At 66.1% G+C, this 20,806-nt stretch carries 17 protein-coding genes; 9 read left to right on the top strand and 8 right to left on the bottom strand.

The features are described from left to right. Window positions 1-183 precede the first annotated feature (183 nt). From gshA to H681_RS23565, 3 genes are all read right to left on the bottom strand, one after another. Window positions 184-1,770, bottom strand: coding sequence for a glutamate--cysteine ligase (gene gshA, locus H681_RS23575; RefSeq protein WP_015479412.1), 1,587 nt, complete (start codon window positions 1,768-1,770; stop codon window positions 184-186). A gap of 227 nt (window positions 1,771-1,997) precedes the next feature. Then, the gene (locus tag H681_RS23570; RefSeq protein WP_015479411.1) at window positions 1,998-2,384 is read right to left on the bottom strand and encodes a PaaI family thioesterase; all 387 of its coding nucleotides are present in this window, start codon (window positions 2,382-2,384) and stop codon (window positions 1,998-2,000) included. Window positions 2,385-2,387: 3 nt separating this feature from the next. Beyond that, window positions 2,388-4,721: a Tex family protein gene (locus H681_RS23565; protein WP_015479410.1), complete on the bottom strand. Its 2,334-nt coding sequence runs from the start codon at window positions 4,719-4,721 to the stop codon at window positions 2,388-2,390. 274 nt (window positions 4,722-4,995) lie between these two features. Between H681_RS23565 and ompR the strand changes: the two genes are divergently transcribed. Continuing rightward, window positions 4,996-5,736 (top strand): osmolarity response regulator transcription factor OmpR, encoded by a 741-nt coding sequence (ompR, locus tag H681_RS23560; RefSeq protein ID WP_015479409.1) that lies wholly within the window; start codon window positions 4,996-4,998, stop codon window positions 5,734-5,736. Between the two features lie 104 nt (window positions 5,737-5,840). Then, window positions 5,841-7,160 carry an ATP-binding protein gene (locus H681_RS23555; protein ID WP_015479408.1) on the top strand — a complete coding sequence of 440 codons (1,320 nt, stop codon included), beginning with the start codon at window positions 5,841-5,843 and terminating at the stop codon, window positions 7,158-7,160. Window positions 7,161-7,298: 138 nt separating this feature from the next. On the opposite strand, the gene H681_RS23550 is transcribed toward H681_RS23555, so the two are convergent. The 3 genes from H681_RS23550 to rimB form a co-directional block, all read right to left on the bottom strand. Continuing rightward, window positions 7,299-8,228: a S66 peptidase family protein gene (locus H681_RS23550; RefSeq protein WP_015479407.1), complete on the bottom strand. Its 930-nt coding sequence runs from the start codon at window positions 8,226-8,228 to the stop codon at window positions 7,299-7,301. Between the two features lie 259 nt (window positions 8,229-8,487). Then, entirely contained in the window at window positions 8,488-9,393 is a 906-nt protein-coding gene (gene rimK / locus H681_RS23545) for a 30S ribosomal protein S6--L-glutamate ligase (protein ID WP_015479406.1), read from the bottom strand. After that, on the bottom strand, window positions 9,390-9,866 hold the full coding sequence (rimB, locus tag H681_RS23540; RefSeq protein ID WP_015479405.1) for a retropepsin-like aspartic endopeptidase RimB: 477 nt from the start codon (window positions 9,864-9,866) through the stop codon (window positions 9,390-9,392). Before rimB ends, rimK begins: the two co-directional genes overlap by 4 nt. A 101-nt stretch (window positions 9,867-9,967) precedes the next feature. Between rimB and H681_RS23535 the strand changes: the two genes are divergently transcribed. Further along, window positions 9,968-10,360 (top strand): RNA-binding S4 domain-containing protein, encoded by a 393-nt coding sequence (locus H681_RS23535; RefSeq protein ID WP_015479404.1) that lies wholly within the window; start codon window positions 9,968-9,970, stop codon window positions 10,358-10,360. A gap of 45 nt (window positions 10,361-10,405) precedes the next feature. Here the strand turns inward: H681_RS23535 and H681_RS23530 are convergent, their stop codons facing one another. Beyond that, window positions 10,406-11,206 (bottom strand): phosphatase PAP2 family protein, encoded by an 801-nt coding sequence (locus H681_RS23530; RefSeq protein ID WP_015479403.1) that lies wholly within the window; start codon window positions 11,204-11,206, stop codon window positions 10,406-10,408. A gap of 118 nt (window positions 11,207-11,324) precedes the next feature. Between H681_RS23530 and hslO the strand changes: the two genes are divergently transcribed. The 5 genes from hslO to H681_RS23505 all read left to right on the top strand — a co-directional run bounded on the left by hslO (window position 11,325) and on the right by H681_RS23505 (window position 18,421). Further along, window positions 11,325-12,218 carry an Hsp33 family molecular chaperone HslO gene (gene hslO, locus H681_RS23525; protein ID WP_041712248.1) on the top strand — a complete coding sequence of 298 codons (894 nt, stop codon included), beginning with the start codon at window positions 11,325-11,327 and terminating at the stop codon, window positions 12,216-12,218. A gap of 169 nt (window positions 12,219-12,387) precedes the next feature. Then, window positions 12,388-13,929 carry a phosphoenolpyruvate carboxykinase gene (locus H681_RS23520; RefSeq protein WP_015479401.1) on the top strand — a complete coding sequence of 514 codons (1,542 nt, stop codon included), beginning with the start codon at window positions 12,388-12,390 and terminating at the stop codon, window positions 13,927-13,929. Between the two features lie 190 nt (window positions 13,930-14,119). Continuing rightward, the gene (locus H681_RS23515) at window positions 14,120-16,057 is read left to right on the top strand and encodes a RecQ family ATP-dependent DNA helicase (RefSeq protein ID WP_015479400.1); all 1,938 of its coding nucleotides are present in this window, start codon (window positions 14,120-14,122) and stop codon (window positions 16,055-16,057) included. A 117-nt stretch (window positions 16,058-16,174) separates the two neighbouring features. Next, window positions 16,175-17,674, top strand: coding sequence for a flavin-containing monooxygenase (locus tag H681_RS23510; protein ID WP_015479399.1), 1,500 nt, complete (start codon window positions 16,175-16,177; stop codon window positions 17,672-17,674). Between the two features lie 144 nt (window positions 17,675-17,818). Next, window positions 17,819-18,421: a nitroreductase family protein gene (locus tag H681_RS23505; protein ID WP_015479398.1), complete on the top strand. Its 603-nt coding sequence runs from the start codon at window positions 17,819-17,821 to the stop codon at window positions 18,419-18,421. Window positions 18,422-18,566: 145 nt separating this feature from the next. Here the strand turns inward: H681_RS23505 and H681_RS23500 are convergent, their stop codons facing one another. Beyond that, window positions 18,567-19,466, bottom strand: coding sequence for a LysR family transcriptional regulator (locus H681_RS23500; RefSeq protein ID WP_015479397.1), 900 nt, complete (start codon window positions 19,464-19,466; stop codon window positions 18,567-18,569). Between the two features lie 104 nt (window positions 19,467-19,570). Between H681_RS23500 and H681_RS23495 the strand changes: the two genes are divergently transcribed. Continuing rightward, window positions 19,571-20,806 (top strand): 3-hydroxyacyl-CoA dehydrogenase, encoded by a 1,236-nt coding sequence (locus H681_RS23495; protein WP_015479396.1) that lies wholly within the window; start codon window positions 19,571-19,573, stop codon window positions 20,804-20,806.

The following is a 20,806-nucleotide window of genomic DNA, read 5'->3' as shown; positions in this document are numbered from 1 at the left end:
TGCGTAGGAGCGAGCTTGTGACCCACAGGAATGTGGGGAATGCCGTTATCCGTAGGGAATGGATTCGGCCTCGCGAAGCAACCCCGCAGCGGGCCCATTCGCGAGCTCGCTCCTGCAGGGCGCAGTACCGTGGAAACGAAAAAGAGGCCCGAAGGCCTCTTTTTCGTTTGCGTGGCGGCGCGCTCAGACGCTGATCAGGCCGAGGATGCTCGCCTGGTAGGCAGCGATGAAGGTGTCGAAATCGCCTTCGGGCTGCGCTTCCAGTTCCGCCTGCTCTTGCAGCGATTGACTGGCCATGTCCTCGAAGCGCGCCTGCTCCTCGGCGGACAGCGGCTGTGCGCTCAGGGTCGCGGCGTGCTGACGGCTGTAGCGCAGGGCGAAGGCTTCGAAGCTCTCGCCGCGTTCGCGCATTTCCGCCAGGACCTGGGCGGATGGCGTCAGGTTGGCGTCGGCAACCTTGGCGCGCTGTTGCGCCAGGCTTTCGGCATGCAGGCTGCCGCCGTGGGCGCGGTCGAGCAGGTCGATGATCGGCGCGATGGCGTCGAGCAGGCCGTTGGCCCAGTCCTTCATTTCCACCTGCTGGCCGCCGCGCTCCAGTTTCAGGCCGGGGCGACGACCTTCCTTGACCACCTTGAGGAAGTTGCTGGTGGCCGCGCCGCACTCGCAGCCGCCCAGCGGCGGGCTGTCGGAGAGCGCGCAGTAGAGCAGGAAGGCGTCGAGGAAGCGCGCTTCGGTGACGTCGATGCCCAGCGGCAGGAAGGGGTTGATGTCCAGGCAGCGCGCCTCGACGTACTGCACGCCACGGGAGATCAGTGCCTGGATCGGCCGTTCGCCGGTGTAGGTGACGCGCTTGGGACGGATGCTCGAGTAGTACTCGTTTTCGATCTGCAGGATGTTGGTGTTGAGCTGCACCCACTCACCGTTGACCTGGGTGCCGACCTTCTCGTACGGCGCATAGGGTGTGCTCACCGCGCGGCGCAGGCTGTCGATGTAGCTGTCCAGGTCGTTGTAGCAGGGCGTGAGGCCCGCCTGGGCGTTGTTCTGGTAGCCCAGGTCGCTCATGCGCAGGCTGGTGGCGTAGGGCAGGTAGAGGGTGTTCTCGTCGAAGGCTTCCAGACCATGCGGGCGGCCATGCAGGAAGCCGGCGTCCAGGGCCGGGGACGCGCCGAACAGGTACATCAGCAGCCAGCTGTAGCGGCGGAAGTTGCGGATCATCGCGATGTAGCGGTGCGACTGGAAATCCCGCGCGCTCTTCTCGCTGCCTTCCTCCTGGCGCAGCAGTTCCCACAGCTCCTCGGGCAGGGAGAAGTTGTAGTGGATGCCGGCGATGCATTGCATGGTCTTGCCGTAACGCAGGGCCAGGCCCTTGCGGTAGACGTATTTCAGGCGGCCGATGTGGGAGCTGCCGTAGCGGGCGATCGGGATGCTCTCCTCGTCCGGCAGCTCGCAGGGCATCGACGGGCTCCACAGGTATTCGCCGTCGAGTTTCTGGTTGGCGAAACGGTGGATTTCGCCCAGGTTCTCCAGGGTCCTTTCGACGCTGGTGGAGGTGGGCGTGATGAACTCCAGCAGCGACTCGGAGTAGTCCGTGGTGATCTGCGGGTTGGTCAGCGCCGAGCCCAGCGCGCGCGGGTGCGGGGTCAGCGCCAGTTTGCCGTGTTCGTCGACACGCAGGCATTCGCGTTCGATACCGTGCAGGCACTGGGCGAGCAGGGACAGGTTGGCGGCATCGTCGAGCAGGGCCAGGCGGCGGGAGAGTTGGTCGCTCAAGTTGGAAATCCTTCACACGGCAGTCGACCCACTATGGGGGTGGACTGGGCGGTCTACAAGGGGAAAGCATGCCGGCGTCGCCGCCTGGGCAAGGGAGAAACGCCAATAGCCTAGTCGCGCGCAGTGTGCGGCGAAAGCCGGCGGCCTGGCGCGCGGCGATCCCGGATATGCGCGTGCCGCTTTGTGGCGGAATGGAAGCCGGGTGTCGTGCCCGGCTCCCGGGTGGGTCAGGTCCTGGCGAAGGTCGCCTGGGCCTTGGCGATCAGTTTCTCGCCCTGGTAGGTGTCCGCTTCGACCACCAGCGTGCGCTTGCCGTTGTGCAGCACCCAGGCGCGGCAGGCCACCTCGCCGTCGCTGACCGGACGGATGTAGTTGATCTTGCTCTCCAGGGTCACGCTCTGCGCCATGCCACCGGACAGGCTGTGGCAGGCCTGGCCCATGGCGGTGTCGATCAGCGAGAACAGCGCGCCGCCGTGCAGCTTGCCATGCACGTTGCGCAGGCCGTCGTGCATCGTCATGTGCACTTCGGCCTTGCCGTCGGCAGCCTGGACGATCTCCAGGCCGAGCAGGCGGCTGAAGGCGCTGCCGCTGGAAACATCGAGCTCTTCGGCCATCGGTTACTTCCTCAGTTGCTTGGCGTTGGCGAACAGCGAGGCCATGGCGTTGTTCGCCGGGGCTTTCTCCTGCTGGCGCGGGGCGCCACGGTCGCCACGCGGGGCACCGCCGCCCGGACGACCGCCGCGCTGGCCTTCGACCTTCTCGCCGGGGGTATCGCCCATGCGCATGGACAGGCCGACGCGGTTGCGCGGGATATCCACTTCCATGACCTTGACCTTGACGATGTCGCCGGCCTTGACCACTTCGTACGGGTCCTTGACGAACTTCTCCGACAGCGCGGAGATGTGCACCAGGCCGTCCTGGTGGACGCCGATGTCGACGAAGGCGCCGAAGTTGGTGACGTTGGTCACCACGCCTTCGAGCACCATGCCCGGCTTGAGGTCCTTGAGGCTCTCGACGCCGTCCTGGAACTCGGCGGTCTTGAACTCCGGACGCGGGTCGCGGCCGGGCTTGTCCAGTTCCTTGAGGATGTCGGTGACGGTGGGCAGGCCGAACTGCTCGTCGGTGAACTTCTTCGGATCTAGGCGCTTGAGGAAGCCCGAATCGCCGATCAGCGAGCGGATGTCGCGGTCGGTATCGGCGGCAATGCGCTGCACCAGCGGGTAGGTTTCCGGGTGCACCGCGGAGGCGTCCAGCGGGTTGTCGCCGTTCATCACGCGAAGGAAGCCGGCGGCCTGCTCGAAGGTCTTCTCGCCCAGGCGGCTGACCTTCTTCAGATCGTCGCGGGTGCGGAAGGCGCCGTTGGCGTCGCGGTGGGCGACGATGTTTTGCGCCAGGGTGCTGTTCAGGCCGGAGATGCGCGCCAGCAGCGCGGCGGAGGCGGTGTTGACGTCCACGCCGACGGCGTTCACGCAGTCTTCCACCACGGCGTCCAGGCTGCGCGCGAGCTGCAGCTGGGAGACGTCGTGCTGGTACTGGCCGACGCCGATGGATTTCGGCTCGATCTTCACCAGTTCCGCCAGCGGGTCCTGCAGGCGGCGGGCGATGGAGACGGCGCCGCGCAGCGATACGTCCAGCTCCGGGAATTCCCTGGCGGCCAGTTCCGACGCCGAGTACACCGAGGCGCCGGCCTCGCTGACCATGATCTTGGTGCACTTGAGCGCCGGGTATTTCTTGATCAGCTCGGCGGCCAGCTTGTCGGTCTCGCGGCTGGCGGTGCCGTTGCCGATGGCGATCAGTTCCACCTGGTGCTTGGCGCACAGCGCGGCGAGCACGGCGATGGTCTGGTCCCACTGGTTCTTCGGCACGTGCGGGTAGACGGTGGCGGTGTCCAGCAGCTTGCCGGTGGCATCGACCACGGCGACCTTCACGCCGGTGCGCAGGCCCGGGTCCAGGCCCAGGGTGGCGCGCGGGCCGGCCGGGGCGGCCAGCAGCAGGTCGTGCAGGTTGCGGGCGAAGACGTTGATCGCCTCGGCGTCGGCGCCTTCGCGCAGCTCGCCCAGCAGGTCGGTTTCCAGGTGGGTGTAGAGCTTGACCTTCCAGGTCCAGCGCACCACTTCGGACAGCCACTTGTCGGCGGCCCTACCCTGGTTACTGATGCCGAAGCGCTCGCCGATCATGGTTTCGCACGGATGCGCGGTGCCCGGCAGCTCCTCGCCGACCTTCAGAGCGACGCTCAGTACGCCTTCGTTGCGGCCACGGAAGATCGCCAGGGCGCGGTGCGACGGAGCGTTCTTCAGCGGCTCGTCATGCTCGAAGTAGTCGCTGAACTTGGCGCCTTCGGTTTCCTTGCCCGGCACCACGCGCGCGGTGAGGGTGGCGTTGTCCTTGAGGAAGCCGCGCAGGCGGTCCAGCAGGGTGGCGTCCTCGGCGAAGCGCTCCATGAGGATGTACTTGGCGCCTTCGAGCACGGCACGGGTGTCGGCGAAGCCCTTCTCGGCATCGACGAAGCGTGCGGCTTCGGTTTCCGGGGTCAGGGTCGGGTCGGCGAACAGCGCGTCGGCCAGCTCGCCCAGGCCGGCTTCCAGGGCGATCTGGCCCTTGGTGCGGCGCTTCTGCTTGTACGGCAGGTAGAGGTCTTCGAGGCGGGTCTTGGTGTCGGCGAGCTTGATCTCGCGGGCCAGTTCCGGGGTCAGCTTGCCCTGTTCCTCGATGCTGGCGAGGATCGCGCCACGGCGGTCCTCCAGCTCGCGCAGGTAGCGCAGGCGTTCTTCGAGCATGCGCAGCTGGGTGTCGTCCAGGCTGCCGGTGACTTCCTTGCGGTAACGGGCGATGAAGGGGACGGTGGAGCCTTCATCGAGCAGTGCGACGGCAGCGGCGACTTGCTGCGGTTGAACGCGGCCGGAGGGCAGTGCGGAAAGCTCTTCGGCGATACGGGTGTTGATGCTGTCCATGAATCCACCTGACAAGACAATCGAAAACGGGGCGCATGATCTGCGGCGTGAGCTCGCAGGATCATCGAGAGGTCCGTGACAGAGCGCCAATGCCGGGCTTCCCGGTCATTCGACAGGCTCTGTGACAACGCCCCGCCGCAAAAGCGCCGCATTATACCCACGACAATTTCACCCGGTGGTCGGCTGGTCGGGGAAAAATCTGCTAACAATGGACAGGCCGTGTGCCACGGCGGCTGGGCGATAATGCCCGTCGAATCAGATTCTGGGAGTTTCCATGAGCAACGCTGCCACCCTGCCGGAAGGCGAAAAGATCCTCGTGGTCGATGACGACGCGCGCCTGCGCCGTCTGCTGGAACGCTTCCTCGATGAGCAGGGTTACCGTGTCCGCGCCGTCGAAAACACCGAACAGATGGATCGCCTGCTGGCCCGCGAACTGTTCCAGCTGGTGGTGCTGGACCTGATGATGCCGGGTGAGGACGGCCTCTCCGCATGCAAGCGCCTGCGCGAGTCGAACAACCAGATTCCGATCATCATGCTCACCGCCAAGGGCGATGAAGCCAGCCGCATTTCCGGCCTGGAGCAGGGCGCCGACGATTACCTGGCCAAGCCCTTCAACCCGCGCGAGCTGCTGGCGCGGATCAAGGCCGTGCTGCGCCGCCAGGCGCCGCTGGTGCCGGGCGCGCCGGCGGGCGAGGACGAGATCGTCACCTTCGGCGACTACGAGCTGCACCTGGCCACCCGCGAGCTGAAGAAGGGCGAGGAAGTGCACATGCTCACCACCGGTGAGTTCGCCGTGCTCAAGGCGCTGGTACAGCATGCCCGCGAGCCGCTGACCCGCGACAAGCTGATGAACCTGGCCCGCGGCCGCGAGTGGGACGCCCTGGAGCGCTCCATCGACGTGCAGATTTCCCGCCTGCGCCGGCTGATCGAGCCCGATCCGTCGAAGCCGCGCTACATCCAGACAGTCTGGGGCGTGGGCTATGTATTCGTACCCGATGGCGCCGCCCGCAAGTGATGTTTGCCCTGTAGGAGCGAGCTTGCTCGCGAACAACACCTCGCGTCGATGCAGGTTCGCGAGCAAGCTCGCTCCTACAATTCGTGCTTCCTGGTAATCCGTTCTTGAAAACACCCCTCTGGTTCCCGCAAAGCTTCTTCTCCCGCACCCTCTGGCTGGTGCTCATCGTCGTGCTGTTCTCCAAGGCGCTGACCCTGGTCTACCTGCTGATGAACGAAGACATGCTGGTCGACCGCCAGTACAGCCACGGCGCGGCGCTGACCGTGCGCGCCTACTGGGCGGCGGACGAGAAATCGCGGGAGGCCATCGCCCAGTCCGCCGGACTGAAGTGGGCGCCCCACGAGCAGGGGCAGCCGGAGGAAGTGCACTGGCCGTACACCGAGATCTTCCAGCGGCAGATGCGCATGGAGCTGGGCATCGACACCGAGACCCGTCTGCGCATCCATCATCCGTCGATGCTCTGGGTGCGAGCTCCGACCCTGGGTGACGGCTGGATCGGCGTACCGCTCTACCCGCACCCGCTGCGCGGTCAGCAGATCTGGAGCGTGCTCGGCTGGTTCCTTGGCATCGGCCTGCTCTCCACCGCCGCCGCCTGGATTTTCGTACGCCAGCTCAGCCAGCCGCTCAAGCGCCTGGTGTTCGCCTCCCGCGAGTTCGGCAAGGGACGCAGCGTGCGACTGCCCCTGGGGCCGGAAACGCCCAGCGAGATGGCCGAGGTGTACCGCGCGTTCAACCAGATGGCCGACGATGTCGAGCAGGGCGGTCGCGAGCGCGAACTCATGCTGGCGGGGGTTTCCCACGACCTGCGGACGCCGCTGACGCGCCTGCGCCTGTCACTGGAACTGATGCCCGACAGCGACCGCGAGATGGTCGAGGACATGGTCCGCGATATCGAGGATATGGACGCCATCCTCGACCAGTTCCTCGCCTTCATCCGCGACGGCCGCGACGAGTCGGTGGAGGAAGGCGACCTCGCCGACCTGATCCGCGAGGTGGCCGATGCCTTCAACCAGAATGGCAACCGTGTGCGCCTGTGCCTGGAGACGCTGCCGTTGTTCCGTTTCCGCCGGGTGTCGATCAAGCGCCTGCTGGGCAACCTGATCGAGAACGGCCTGAACCACGGCGGCGGCAAGGTCGAAGTGGCGGCCCACGTGGCCGGTGGTGGCGGCGCGCCCTATGTGGTGCTCAGCGTGCTGGACCGTGGCGCGGGCGTCGATCCGCAGGAGCTGGAGAACATCTTCAACCCCTTCTTCCGGGGCGACAAAGCGCGCGGCGGCAAGGGCACCGGCCTCGGGCTGGCCATCGTCAAACGCATCGCCGAACAGCACGGCGGCAGCATCGAACTGCGCAACCGCGAAGGCGGCGGTGTGGAAGCGCGCGTCTGTCTGCCGCTGGGGCTGCTGCTGCCGCGCGACGCGCACTAAGAGCCTGCTTACGATCTGCTGCGCGTCGGCATAACTGCGTTGAGGCCAGCCGAGAAGTGCTCATTGACTACAGTCAACTCCGCTTTCTCAGCTGCCCTCGCCTTGTTCTGCTCTAGCTCGCGAGATCGTAAACAGACTCTAATCCCAGCGCAGGGACTTGCCTCCCAGAACCGCCCGCCGCCCATAGGGCCAGGCGCGGTTGTGCGCGCCGTGGCCGCTGGGTAGGCCGTGGTAGAGCGGCACGCCCAGCTGCGCGGCGTATTCGGCGAAGATTTCTTCCAGGCTGTGAGCCACGCCCTTGCGCGGGCAGTCGGTGAAGGTGCCGAGGCAGATTGCGCCGAGGCGCGCGCCGTCCAGGCTGTTCAGCAGTTGCCAGAGACTGCGCTCGAGGCGGTAGTAGGGCTCGCCGACGTCCTCGAGGATCAGGATCGCGCCGTCCGGCACGTACAGCGCACCTGCAGTACCGGCCATGCAGGCCAGCGCGGTGAGGTTGCCGCCGATCAACTCGCCTTCCACCGCCGCCTTCGGTCCCGCCAGATGCTGCGCCGCCAGCTTGCCGGGGCCGCCGGCCAGCACGTGGCTGATCGAGGCCAGCGACGCCAGGCGTTCACGTTGCTCGCTGGGGGCGCTCAGCGGTTGCAGGCCCAGCCCGGTGGCGACCATGCCGTGGATCGCCGGCAGGCCTTGGCGGTGGAAGGCGCTGAGCAGGATGGAGATATCGGAGAAGCCGATCAGTGGGCGCGGCGAGGCGGCCTTGATGCGCTGCCAGTCCAGCTGTGGGATGAGTTGTCCGCAGCCGTAGCCACCGCGCAGGCACCAGACGGCGCTGACGTCTTCCCGCTCGAAGGCGGCGTGGAAGTCTTCCAGGCGCTGCTCCGGCGTACCGGCCAGGTAGCGGTAGCGCGCGTCGGCGTGCTCGCCCAGGTGGTGGTCGATGCCCTGCACCTCCAACTGGCGCAGGGTGGCTTCCAGCACCTCCTCGGCAATCGCCGAGGCCGGTGCGACCAGCGCAATGCGGCCTTCTATGGGCGACCAGGTGAGTTCGGCGTGGGGGCGGGAAGCGGGCATGAGTGCATCCGATAGCGGTGGGAGGAGCCTGTAGGAGCGAGCTTGCTCGCGAATGGTTCAGCCTGGCAACGCAGGCAAGAGGTTCGCTCCCGTAGGGCGGATAAAGCGGGACGCTTTATCCGCCGTTTGGCTGGAAGGTGCTTCCTGAGAAGACAATTCAGACATCCCTGTCGTGACTACGTGCTCCTCTGAGACCCCTGCCAGGCTATCCCTGGCCTGGCGTTCGCCGGCGTGACGCATGCGTCACGAAAGCCCCGGCTCACCCTTTGCCCTTCGTCCGCGCCAGATGCGGCCCGCCGTTCTTCTCCAGGTACTCGATGATCACCCCGGCGATGTCCTTGCCGGTGGTGGTCTCGATGCCTTCCAGGCCCGGCGAGGAGTTCACTTCCATCACCAGCGGGCCATGGTGGGAGCGCAGGATGTCGACGCCGGCGACCTTCAGCCCCATGATCCGCGCGGCGCGGATGGCGGTCATGCGTTCTTCCGGGGTTATCTTGATCAGGCTGGCGCTGCCGCCACGGTGCAGGTTGGAGCGGAATTCGCCAGGCGCGGCCTGGCGCTTCATCGAGGCGATCACCTTGTCGCCCACCACGAAGCAGCGGATGTCGGCGCCGCCGGCCTCCTTGATGTACTCCTGCACCATGATGTTGTGCTTGAGCCCCATGAAGGCCTCCAGCACGGATTCGGCGGCCTTCTCCGTCTCGCAGAGCACCACGCCGATGCCCTGGGTGCCTTCCAGCAGCTTGATCACCAATGGCGCGCCGCCGACCATCTCGATCAGGTCCGGCACGTCGTCGGGCGAATGCGCGAAACCGGTGATCGGCAGGCCGATGCCCTTGCGCGAAAGCAGCTGCAGCGAGCGCAGCTTGTCGCGGGAACGGGCGATGGCCACCGATTCGTTGAGCGGGAACACCCCCATCATCTCGAACTGCCGCAGCACGGCGCAGCCGTAGAAGGTCACCGATGCGCCGATGCGCGGAATCACCGCGTCGAAGCCTTCCAGGGGCTGTCCGCGATAGTGGATCTGTGGTTTGTGGCTGGCGATGTTCATGTAGGCGCGGAGGGTGTCGATCACCACCATCTCATGGCCGCGTTGCTGCCCGGCCTCCACCAGTCGACGGGTGGAATACAGGCGCGGATTGCGCGACAGCACAGCAATTTTCATTGATCACCTGAAGGGGTGGAGGAAACCATGATGAGGGGTTTGTCCTGGACGTAGGTCAGGCCCGGGTTGACCACCAGTTGGCCGTGGACCAGGGCCTTGGAGCCTAGCAGCACGCGGTAGCGCATGGTCTTGCGGCAGGCCAGGGTGAATTCCACCGGCCAGGCGCGGTCGCCCAGGGCCAGCAGGGTGCGGATCACGTAACGGGTCTGGGCCTGGCCGTTGGAGCTCTTGATGGTCTTCATCGTCACCACCGGCGCTTCGCAGCGGTGGCGGCGCTGCACCTGGGTGCCGAGGTGGGCGACGAAGCGCACCCAGCTCTGGCCGTTGCGCTTGAACGGCACGATCTCGCTGGCATGCAGGCTGGAGGTGCTGGCGCCGGTGTCGATCTTCGCGCGCAGGCCGACCATGCCCAGTTCAGGCAGGGCGATCCATTCGCGCAAACCGATTACCGACAGCTGGTCGAATGTCTTCAAGGCAGGCGTCCCCGGCGTTTGCCGGCATTCTAGTCAGGCCGCTTGTGCCCCGCCAGCGGGGCGCGCGGTACACTCGCAGACCCGCATGACGAGGTTATGAAGTGAGCGAGAAAGACGACGACAAGGTCCGCCTGGACAAGTGGCTGTGGGCGGCGCGCTTCTACAAGACCCGCTCCCTGGCCAAGGAGGCCATCGAGGGCGGCAAGGTGCATTGCCGGGGCGAGCGCTGCAAGCCGGGCAAGGAACCCAAGGTCGGCGAGGAATACGTGATTCGCACCGGCTTCGACGAGCGCACCGTGGTGGTGAAGGTCTTGTCGATGGTGCGTCGCGGCGCGCCCGAGGCGCAGCTTCTTTATGAGGAGACCGCCGACAGCATGAAGCGCCGCGAGGACGCGTCAGCGCTGCGCAAGGCTGGCGCGCTGGGCGTGCAGACCGACGGGCGGCCGACCAAGAAGCAGCGCCGCCAGCTGTTCAGTTTCCGCGACCGGGAATGATCGACCGGCGCGGGCGGCGGGTGCCTCGCCGGGATCGGGCGGCCGTCAGGCCGCGACGACGCTCAGGCGGTTGAGCAGCGGGATCTTCGCGGCCAGGCGGAACAGTGGGTCGGTCCAGCGCAGCAGGGCGGCGCTGCCCCTGGCGGCGAACGGGGTGAAGCAGCTCCAGGCCAGGGCCACCAGCGCCATCTGCACGCCGCCGATGTAATCGTCCTGACCCCAATGGGCGCCGGCCACCAGGCGCGGCAGCATGAACAGCAGCGCCAGGCCCCAGATCACCACCCACTGCAGGGCATTGCGGGCGAACAGGGTGAGGAACAGCGCCCAGACCAGCAGCACCGAGGCGTGGTCGCCGGGGAAGCTGCGGGCGGACTCGTCCTTCACTTCGAAAGCGGTGTCCTGCCACTGCGGGAAGAAATTCTCCAGGCGTACGGTGTCCGGCGCCACGGCGGAAATGCTCGGATGCTGCCAACCCAGCTTGTGGGCGATCTTGGCGTAGAGGATCCGCACCACCACCAGGACGATGGCCGAGCACAAGAAGCCGAAGGTGGCGGCGCGGGTCTGGGTGGCCTTGAACACCCAGTCGCCGCGGATCAGCAGAAGCAGCAGGATGACACCCACCAGCAGGTCGAACGGCCGCGTGCTCGCCACGGCCCAGGTCAGGCGCCAGGCTGAGTGGGTCGCCAGCGGCTGGTTGAGCAGGCTGAACAGGCTGAAATCGAACAGGTCCATCGCGCCGCGAGTGGGTTCCCAGAGCCATAGCAGGAGCAGCAACAGTGCCATCAGGTGGCAGGCGATGAAGGGCTTCCAGGACCAGGTGGCTTGGAACGGCGTGGTTTTGTCCATAAAATCGATCCCCCCTTACGGAACCACCCGGGTACGGGTGGGTGCTGCAAAGCGCGCTTTATAGGCCTTTGCCATCAACTTGTCATTTATTTGTGCCTCTCCCAGCGTTGTGCCCAGCATGCCCCAGATCGATCAAAGTCAGCGTTTCCTGTTCGACAACACCGATGTTCGCGGTGAACTGGTGGAGCTCGAGCGCAGCTACGCCGAAGTACTCGCCAAGCATCCCTACCCGCAGCCGGTCGCCCAACTGCTGGGGGAAATGCTAGCCGCCGCCGCGCTGCTGTGCGGTACCCTGAAGTTCGACGGCCTGCTGGTCCTGCAGGCGCGCTCCAGCGGCGCTGTGCCGCTGCTGATGGTGGAGTGCTCCAGCGATCGCGAAGTGCGCGGCCTGGCCCGTTATGATGCGGATGCCATCGGCGATGCCGCGGGGCTCGCCGAGCTGATGCCCCACGGCGTGCTGACGCTCACCGTCGATCCGAAGAACGGCAAGCGCTACCAGGGCATCGTGCCGCTGGAAGGCGCGACCCTGGCCGAGTGCCTGTCGACCTACTTCGCCACCTCCGAGCAGTTGCCCACCCGTTTCTGGCTCAACGCCGACAGCCGCCGTGCCCGTGGCCTGCTGCTGCAGCAATTGCCGGCCGACCGCCAGCGCGATGCCGAATCCCGCGAGGCCAGCTGGCAACACGTCACCACCCTGGCCGACACCCTCACCGCCGAGGAACTGCTGGGCCTGGACAACGCCACCGTGCTGCATCGCCTGTACCACGAGGACGACGTGCGCCTGTTCGATCCGCAGCCGCTGGTCTTCCGTTGCAGCTGCTCGCGGGAACGCTCGGCCAACGCGCTGGTCAGTCTTGGGCAGGACGATGCCGAGCGTCTGCTGGCCGAGGAAGATGGCGAGATCGTCATCGACTGCCAGTTCTGCAACCAGCGCTACCGTTTCGACGGTTCGGACGTTGCCCAGCTGTTCTCCGGCGGTGGTAGCAAGACCCCGTCAGAAACCCGTCATTGAGCGCTTCTATCCGTCCGATAGCCGCACCAATGGCGCTCTTGCCGGATCAGAGGCTGCACGAGAACAGTTCTTTTCTGGCATAATCCCGCGACTTTTTTCCGCGGTAGTGGGAATTAGAAGTCACTACGCAAAGTTTGGAGGACTCGGCCTCTGGCCGATGGGGACCCACATGACGCAAGCCAATAAAGCCGTTTACACCGATCTCAGCGTTGCCCAACTGGTCGAGGAAGCCATTCGCCGCGGCGAAGGCGAACTCGCCGACAATGGCGCGCTGGTGGTGCGCACCGGCCACCGTACCGGCCGCTCTCCTGTCGACCGCTTCATCGTCGAAGAGCCGGGCAGCAAGGACTTCATCGCCTGGGGCGCGATCAACCGCCCGTTCCCGGCCGACAAGTTCGACGCCCTGTGGGACCGCGTCGAGGCCTTCAACAACGCCCAGGACCACTTCGTTTCCCACGTTCATGTAGGCTCCGCCGAGGACCACTACCTGGCCGTCAGGATGACCACCGGCACCGCCTGGCAGAACCTGTTCGGCCGCGCGCTGTTCATCGAGCCGGCGCAGTACAACCCGGCTGGCCGCGAAGAGTGGCAGGTCCTCAACGTCGCCAACTTCGAGTGCGTGCCCGAGCGTGACGGCACCAACTCCGACGGCTGCGTGATCCTCAACTTCGCCCAGAAGAAAGTGCTGATCGCCGGCATGCGCTACGCCGGTGAAATGAAGAAGGCCATGTTCGGCGTGCAGAACTACCTGCTGCCGGAAAAAGACGTGCTGCCGATGCACTGCGCCGCCAACATCGGCGAAGAGGGCGACGTGACCCTGTTCTTCGGCCTGTCCGGCACCGGCAAGACCACCCTGTCCGCCGACGAAAGCCGCTACCTGATCGGCGACGACGAGCACGGCTGGGGCGAAGGCGTGGTGTTCAACATCGAGGGTGGCTGCTACGCCAAGTGCATCGACCTGTCCGAGAAGAACGAGCCGGTCATCTGGAAAGCCATCAAGTTCGGCGCCGTGCTGGAAAACGTCGTCCTCGACGACAACCGCACTCCGGACTACGCCGATGACAGCCTGACCCAGAACTCCCGCGCGGCCTACCCGCTGGAAAACGTCGAGAAGCGCTCCGAGAAGAACCTCGGCGGCGAGCCGAACGCCGTGATCTTCCTGACCTGCGACCTGACCGGCGTTCTGCCGCCGGTGTCGATCCTGAACAACGAGCAGGCGGCCTACCACTTCCTGTCCGGCTACACCGCGCTGGTCGGTTCCACCGAAATGGGTTCGGGCGGCGGCATCAAGTCGACCTTCTCCACCTGCTTCGGCGCGCCGTTCTTCCCGCGTCCGGCCGGCGTCTACGCCGAGCTGCTGATCAAGCGCATCAAGGCCTTCGGCTCCAAGGTCTATCTGGTCAACACCGGCTGGACCGGCGGTGGCTACGGCGTCGGCAAGCGCTTCAACATCCCGACCACCCGTGGCGTGATCTCCGCCATCCAGAGCGGCGCTCTGGTCGGTGCCGAGACCGAGCACCTGGACATCATCAACCTGGACGTGCCCAAGGCCGTTCCGGGCGTCGAAACCAACCTGCTCAACCCGCGCAACACCTGGGAAGACAAGGCTGCCTACGACGAAGCCGCCAAGGGCCTGGCCGGCAAGTTCATCGAGAACTTCAAGAAGTTCGACGTGAGCGACGCCATCAAGAACGCCGGCCCGCAGCTCTAAGCGCGCCCGTTCTGCGAAAGAGCCGCCTTCGGGCGGCTTTTTCATTGGTGCCTGGGAATGGTCCTACGTCATTGGGCTCTTCGTAGGAGCGAGCTTGCTCGCGAACAGCCCAGCTCCGGTTCGCGAGCAAGCTCGCTCCTACAATGACGCTTCCTAGGCTGGGTGGACGCCCATGAAAGGAGTTACCCACATGCACGACACCCTCGAACGCGTCTTCGGCTTCCGCCAGTTCCGCCCCGGCCAGGAGGCAGCGGTCAGTGCGGTGCTGGCCGGGCGCTCGGCGGCGGCGATCTTCCCCACGGGCTCGGGCAAGTCGCTGTGCTACCAACTGCCGGCATTGCTGCTGCCGCACCTGACCCTGGTGGTCTCGCCCTTGCTGGCGCTGATGCAGGACCAGCTCGCCTTCCTCGCCCGCCACGGCATCGCCGCCGCCAGCATCGACTCGGCGCAGAGCCGCGAGCAGGCGGCGCAGACGATGGCGCGGGCACGCAGCGGCGAGCTGAAGGTATTGATGATCTCGGTGGAGCGCCTGAAGAACGAGCGTTTCCGCAATTTCATCAGCGAGGTGCCGATCTCCCTGCTGGTGGTGGACGAGGCGCACTGCATTTCCGAATGGGGCCACAACTTCCGTCCCGACTACCTGAAGCTGCCGGACTACCAGAAGCAGTTGCGCATTCCCCAGGTACTGCTGCTCACCGCCACGGCGACGCCAGCGGTGATTGCCGACATGCGCGGCAAGTTCGCCATCGCCGAGTCCGACGTGGTCACCACCGGCTTCTACCGCGCCAACCTCGACCTGCAGGTGGAGCCGGTGGCCAGCGCCGCCCGCCGCGCGCGGCTGGTGCAGTGGCTGGGCGAGCGCGCCGGGCAGCCGGCCATCGTCTACGTCACCCAGCAGAAGACCGCCGAGGAAGTCGCCGCGCACTTGGCCGAGCGCGGCATTCCCGCTTGCGCCTACCACGCCGGCATGGAACACCCGGAGCGCGAGGGCATCCAGCGCCGCTTCATGGAGGGGCGGCTGAACTGCATCGTCGCCACCATCGCCTTCGGCATGGGTATCGACAAGAGCGACATCCGCCAGGTGGTGCACTACGACCTGCCCAAGTCGCTGGAGAACTACAGCCAGGAGATCGGCCGTGCCGGGCGCGACGGCCAGCGCTCGGAATGCCTGGTGCTGGCCAACCGCGACAGCCTCAACGTGCTGGAGAACTTCGTCTACGGCGACACGCCCGAGCGCGAAGGCATTCGCTTCGTGCTGGAGGAAATCCGCCAGGCTGCTGGCTATCAGGGAGGTGGCCAGTGGGAGACCATGCTGGTGCCGCTGTCGGACCAGTCCAACATCCGCCAGCTGCCATTGAAGACACTGCTGGTTCAGCTGGAGTTACGCGGCATTATCGCTCCACGATTCGCCTATTTCGCCGAATATCGCTTCAAGCTGCTGATCGATTCCGCTGAGCTGCTAGGGCATTTCCAGGGCGAGCGGCGCCAGTTCGTCGATGCCATCCTCACCACCTCGGCGCGGGCCAGGACCTGGGCGACCCTGGATTTCGACACCCTCTACAACCGTCACGGCGCCGAGCGCGCGCGGGTGGTGAAGGCGCTGGACTACTTCCAGGAGCGCGGCTGGGTGGAGCTGGAAAGCAAGCAGATGACCGAGGTCTACTCGGTGCGCGATGCGTCCTTCTCTGTGGATGAGTTGAGCGACGAGCTGCATCGCTACTTCAAGCGCCACGAGGACAGCGAAATCGCCCGTATCGGCGCCATGCTCGAACTGCTGGGCAGTTCGGAGTGCCTGAGCTGGCGGCTGGCGCAGTACTTCGGCGACCAGCAGGCTCCCCGCCGTTGCGGGCACTGCTCGGTCTGCGCCGGCCGCGTCGCCCGCCTGCCGGAGCCGCCCGCGCTGCCGCCACTGGAAGGGCAGAACCTGCACAACCGCTGTGCCGCCTTCCTGGAGAAGTACCGCAGCGCCCGTGGCCTGGTACCCAGCGCCGACTGCGTGACGCGTTTCCTCTGCGGTATCAGCGTGCCGGCTTTCACCCGCATGCGCGCACGCACGCTGCCCGGCTACGCGATGCTGGAGGACTACCCCTACGCCAGGGTGCGCGATTGGGTACAGGCTCAGTTGTAACCGCGCCGGCGCCACGCACGACTAAAGGTCGGCGTGGCGTTGGGGGAGACGCTTGTAGGGTGCAGGGAGACATTCCCACCTAGACTCTTCAGGGCGTTGCAGCAAGGAGCCCCGCGCATGTCCACCGAGCACCTGGATGTACTGATCATCGGCGCCGGCCTGTCCGGCATCGGCGCGGCCTGTCACCTGCAGAAACAGTGCCCCGGCAAGTCCTACGCCATCCTCGAAGGCCGCGAGGCGATGGGCGGCACCTGGGACCTGTTCCGCTATCCGGGCATCCGCTCCGACTCGGACATGTACACCCTGGGCTACAACTTCAAGCCCTGGACCGATCCCAAGGCCATTGCCGACGGCCCGTCGATCCTCAACTACATCCGCGAGACCGCCCGCGAGTACCGCGTCGAGGACAAGGTGCGTTACCGCCACCGCGTGCTCAAGGCCGACTGGGACAGCAATAACGCGCGCTGGAACCTCGTCGTGCAGCGCGGCGATGAGGAAGAGCCGGTGCGCATGAGTGCGCAGTTCCTCTTCATGTGCACCGGCTACTACCGCTACGACGCCGGCTACACCCCGGAATTCGCCGGGCGCGAGAGCTTCGCCGGGCAGGTCATCCACCCGCAGTTGTGGCCGGAGAGCTTCGACTACAGCGGCAAGCGCATCGTGGTGATCGGCAGCGGCGCCACCGCCGTCACGCTGGTCCCCTCGCTGACCGACAAGGCCGCCCACGTCACCATGCTGCAGCGCTCGCCGTCCTACGTGATCACTCTGCCGGCGAAGGACCCGATCTCCAACTTCCTGCGCAACTTCCTGCCGGAGAAGTGGGTGTACCGCCAGGCGCGGGCGCGCAACGTGACCATGCAGATGATCTTCTTCATGGCCTCCAAGGCGTTCCCCGGCGCGGTGCGCAAGCTCATGCTCAAGCTGGCCAACCTGCAGCTGGGCAAGGATTTCGACATGCGCCACTTCAGTCCGCGCTACAAGCCGTGGGACGAGCGCGTGTGCTGCGTGCCCGACGGCGACCTGTTCAAGGCGCTGCGCCAGGGCCGCGCCTCGGTGGTCACCGAGCACATCGAGCGCTTCACCGAGAAGGGCATCCTGCTCAAGTCCGGACAACTGCTGGAGGCGGACGTGATCGTCACCGCCACCGGGCTGGATCTGGTGATGTTCGGCGGCGCGGAGCTGGCCATCGACGGCAAGCCCTTCGACGTCACCCAGAGCATGGGCTATCGCGGCATCATGCTGCGCGACCTGCCCAACCTCGCGGCCATCGTCGGCTATACCAACGCCAGCTGGACGCTCAAGGCCGACCTCTCCAGCGAGTACTTCTGCCGCCTGATCAACCACCTCGATGCCATCGGCATGCGCCAGTGCACACCGCGCCAGACCGACGGCTCGGTGAAGGAAGAGCCCTTCCTCAACCTCAACTCCGGCTACATCCAGCGCGCCGCCGACCGCATGCCCAAGCAGGGCGACCGCACGCCGTGGAAGCTCTACCAGAACTACGCGCTGGACCTGGCGCTGCTGCGCTTCGGCAAGATCGAGGACGGCTACCTGAGCTTCACCTCGCCCAAACAGCGCCAGGCCACGGCGGCACCGGTGGAAGCGCTGGAGAGCTGATCTCCGATCGGAGCCCGCCTACCCTGGCGGGCATCGTTCTATCGAGGCATCGGATAGACATTATCGATACGCCGCCCTGCAACGGGGCTGCCTCTCGGCTTACCATGCGCGCCATTTCCGCCCATGCCAGCCAGAGGATTTTCCATGCTGATCGAAGACGCCATCCGCAGCCGCCGTTCCATCCGTGGTTTCGATACTTCCTACGTGATGAGCCGCGAGGAGAAGGACGACCTGCTGCAACAGGCGCTGCTCGCCCCCACCTCCTTCAACCTGCAGCACGTGCGCCTGGTGGAAGTCAGCGACCCGCAGCTACGCGCGCAGATCCGCGAGGCGGGCTGGGATCAGGTGCAGATGACCGAGGCTTCGATGCTGGTGGTCGTCTGCGCGCAGGTCGACAGCTGGGAGAGGAACGCCGAGCGCGTGTGGGACGGCGCCCCGGTCGAAGTGAAGAACTACATGGTCGGCGCCATCGACGGCTACTACCGCGACAAGCCGCAGACCCAGCGCGACGAAGCCATGCGCAGCAGCGGCCTGGTGGCCCAGACGCTGATGCTCGCCGCCCGTGGCCGCGGCCTGGACAGCGTGCCGATGGTCGGTTTCGACTTCGACTCCGTGGGCAAGCTGATCAACCTGCCGGCCAACCATGTGATCGGCCTGATGATCGCCGTGGGCAAGCAGGCGGTGGAAGCCCGACCGCGCATCGGCCGTTTGCCGCTGGAAGAGACGATCGTTCGCGATCGCTTCTGAGCCACACGAAACGCGCCCTCGGGCGCGTTTCTGCTTTTGCTCTTCGTAGGAGCGAGCTTGCTCGCGAACAGATGTCACCCGATGCTCCGATGTTGGGCTGGTTCGCGAGCAAGCTCGCTCCTACAGGTGGGCTTTGCCCACTCATTCACCTCGGCGCCGCCTCCACAATCCGCTCCACCAGCCACTGCAACGCCGTATCCCGCTCCCGCTGGGCGAGATAGACCAGCTCCAGGTGGAACTGCCCCACGTCGAACGGCAGCTCCAGCACCTGCAACGGCAGCAACTGTGCGAAATAGGCCGCCAGCCGCGTCGGCAGCACCGTCAGCAGATCCGTGGTCGCCACCAGGTGCGCCGCCTGCAGGTAGTTGGGCGTGGTGTAGGCGATCTGCCGTTTCAGCCCCTGGCTGGCCAGCCACTGGTCGACCATGCCCTTGGTCTGCCCGCCGGAAACCCACAGGTGCCGCTGGCCGAGGAAGGTCTCCAGATCGATCGTGCCGTCCACCTGCGGATGCCCGCGCCGGGCCAGCAGGCGCAGCGTTTCGCTCGCCCACGGGCGGCGCTGGAATCGCGCTGGCAGCTCCTCGAAGCGCCCCAGCACCAGGTCGAGGTTGCCCTTGTCCAGCGCTTCGGCCGGCAGTGTCGGCGTCAGGTGCTGGATGGTCAGGCCCATACCCGGCGCCGCGCTGCCCAGACTTTCGAGCAGGTGCGGCATGCACAGCGCCTCGACATAGTCGGTCAGCGCCAGGGTGAAGCGCTGGCGGCTGCGCGCCGGGTCGAAGATGTCGCCGCCGGCCAGGCTCTGGCCGATGCGCTGCAACGCGTCGCGGATCGGCGCCTCCAGCTCAAGCGCCCGCGGCGTCGGTTGCATCGCCCGGCCGACGCGCACCAGCAGCGGGTCATCGAGCAGCTCGCGCAGGCGGTTCAGCGCGTTGCTCACCGCCGGCTGGCTCAGCGACAGGCGCTCCGCCGCGCGCGAGACGTTGCGCTCGCGCAGCAGCGCATCCAGCACCCGCAGCAGGTTGAGGTCGAAGGTGTTCATATTCATTGAGTGAATGCCACGTATCACAACTCAAAATTTCAAAAATAGTAGCGCCTTCCCTAAGGTGAGTGGTCTTCAAATGAGCGTTTTCGGCTGACAAGAGGAACAACATGAGCCAGAACATCCGCATCGCCAGCGCCGCCGTCATCGGCGCCGGCACCATGGGCCGGGGCATTGCCATGTGCCTGGCGAACGCCGGCGTGCAGGTCCTGTGGCTGGACAATAATCCGCAGATGCTCACCCAGGCCCTCGGCGCGGTGGCCGATACCTACGCCCACAACGTGCGCCAGGGTCGTATCGACGAGGCCGAAGCCGCCCGTCGCCGCGCACGCATCTCCCAGGTGGCGAACTACGCGGCGATCCGTGAGGTGGACCTGGTGATCGAGGCGGTATACGAGAACCTCGAGCTCAAGCAATCGATCTTCCGCGAGCTGGATGCGGCGCTGAAACCCTCGGCCATCCTGGCGTCCAACACCTCCTACCTGGACGTCGACGCCATCGCCGCAGTGACCTCGCGGCCCTCCCAGGTGCTCGGCCTGCACTTCTTCAGCCCGGCGCACATCATGAAGCTGCTGGAGATCGTGCGCGGCGCGAAGACCGCTCCCGCGGTGCTCGAAGCGGCCCTGGAACTGGGCGAGCGCATGGGCAAGGTCAGCGTGGTCGCCGGCAACTGCCACGGCTTCATCGGCAACCGCATGCTGGAGAAGTACGTCCAGGAATCGCGCCGGCTGATCCTCGAAGGCTCGCTGCCGCATCGGGTGGACGCGGCGATCCAGGGTTTCGGCTTCGCCATGGGGCCGTTCCGCATGTTCGACGTGGTCGGTATCGACCTCGAATGGCGCGCCCGCGAGCTGGCCGGTAAGGGCCAGGACGCGCCGACCGTGCAGGTGGACAACCGCCTGTGCGAGATGGGCCGCTTCGGCCAGAAGTCCGGCAACGGCTTCTACCACTACGAGCCGGGCAGCCGCCAGGCTGAGCACGACCCGGAAGTGGACGCACTGGTGCTGCACGAGTCCGAGCGCCTGGGCTACCAGCGCCGAGATATCGGCGCCGAGGAAATCCTCGAGCGCTGCCTGCTGGCCCTGGTCAACGAAGGCGCGAAGATCCTCGACGAAGGCATCGCCTCCACCAGCGCCGATATCGACACCGTTTACCTCAATGGTTATGGCTTCCCCAAGGACAAGTCCGGCCCAATGGCCTGGGCCGATGCCCAGGGCCTGCAGAGCGTGCTGGCGCGCCTGCGTGACCTGGCCGGCGAGCACGGCGCGCACTGGCAGCCGGCCGCGCTGATCGAGCGCCTGGCCGCCGCCAATGGCCGCTTCGCCGACGTGAAACAGGAGCATTGA

Source organism: Pseudomonas sp. ATCC 13867, from assembly GCF_000349845.1.
In the GTDB taxonomy this organism is placed as follows: domain Bacteria; phylum Pseudomonadota; class Gammaproteobacteria; order Pseudomonadales; family Pseudomonadaceae; genus Pseudomonas.
Note: the sequence above shows the minus strand (reverse complement) of the source record. Positions and strands in the feature narration are given on the sequence as shown.

Excerpts from the sequence above, each read along its gene's own strand:
- H681_RS23510 (WP_015479399.1), top strand. The coding sequence starts at position 16,175 with ATGTCCACCGAGCACCTGGATGTACTGATCATCGGCGCCGGCCTGTCC.
- H681_RS23500 (WP_015479397.1), bottom strand. The coding sequence starts at position 19,466 with ATGAATATGAACACCTTCGACCTCAACCTGCTGCGGGTGCTGGATGCG.
- H681_RS23505 (WP_015479398.1), top strand. The coding sequence starts at position 17,819 with ATGCTGATCGAAGACGCCATCCGCAGCCGCCGTTCCATCCGTGGTTTC.
- rimK (WP_015479406.1), bottom strand. The coding sequence starts at position 9,393 with ATGAAAATTGCTGTGCTGTCGCGCAATCCGCGCCTGTATTCCACCCGT.
- H681_RS23515 (WP_015479400.1), top strand. The coding sequence starts at position 14,120 with ATGCACGACACCCTCGAACGCGTCTTCGGCTTCCGCCAGTTCCGCCCC.
- H681_RS23520 (WP_015479401.1), top strand. The coding sequence starts at position 12,388 with ATGACGCAAGCCAATAAAGCCGTTTACACCGATCTCAGCGTTGCCCAA.
- H681_RS23530 (WP_015479403.1), bottom strand. The coding sequence starts at position 11,206 with ATGGACAAAACCACGCCGTTCCAAGCCACCTGGTCCTGGAAGCCCTTC.
- ompR (WP_015479409.1), top strand. The coding sequence starts at position 4,996 with ATGAGCAACGCTGCCACCCTGCCGGAAGGCGAAAAGATCCTCGTGGTC.
- hslO (WP_041712248.1), top strand. The coding sequence starts at position 11,325 with ATGCCCCAGATCGATCAAAGTCAGCGTTTCCTGTTCGACAACACCGAT.
- H681_RS23565 (WP_015479410.1), bottom strand. The coding sequence starts at position 4,721 with ATGGACAGCATCAACACCCGTATCGCCGAAGAGCTTTCCGCACTGCCC.
- H681_RS23495 (WP_015479396.1), top strand. The coding sequence starts at position 19,571 with ATGAGCCAGAACATCCGCATCGCCAGCGCCGCCGTCATCGGCGCCGGC.
- H681_RS23550 (WP_015479407.1), bottom strand. The coding sequence starts at position 8,228 with ATGCCCGCTTCCCGCCCCCACGCCGAACTCACCTGGTCGCCCATAGAA.
- H681_RS23570 (WP_015479411.1), bottom strand. The coding sequence starts at position 2,384 with ATGGCCGAAGAGCTCGATGTTTCCAGCGGCAGCGCCTTCAGCCGCCTG.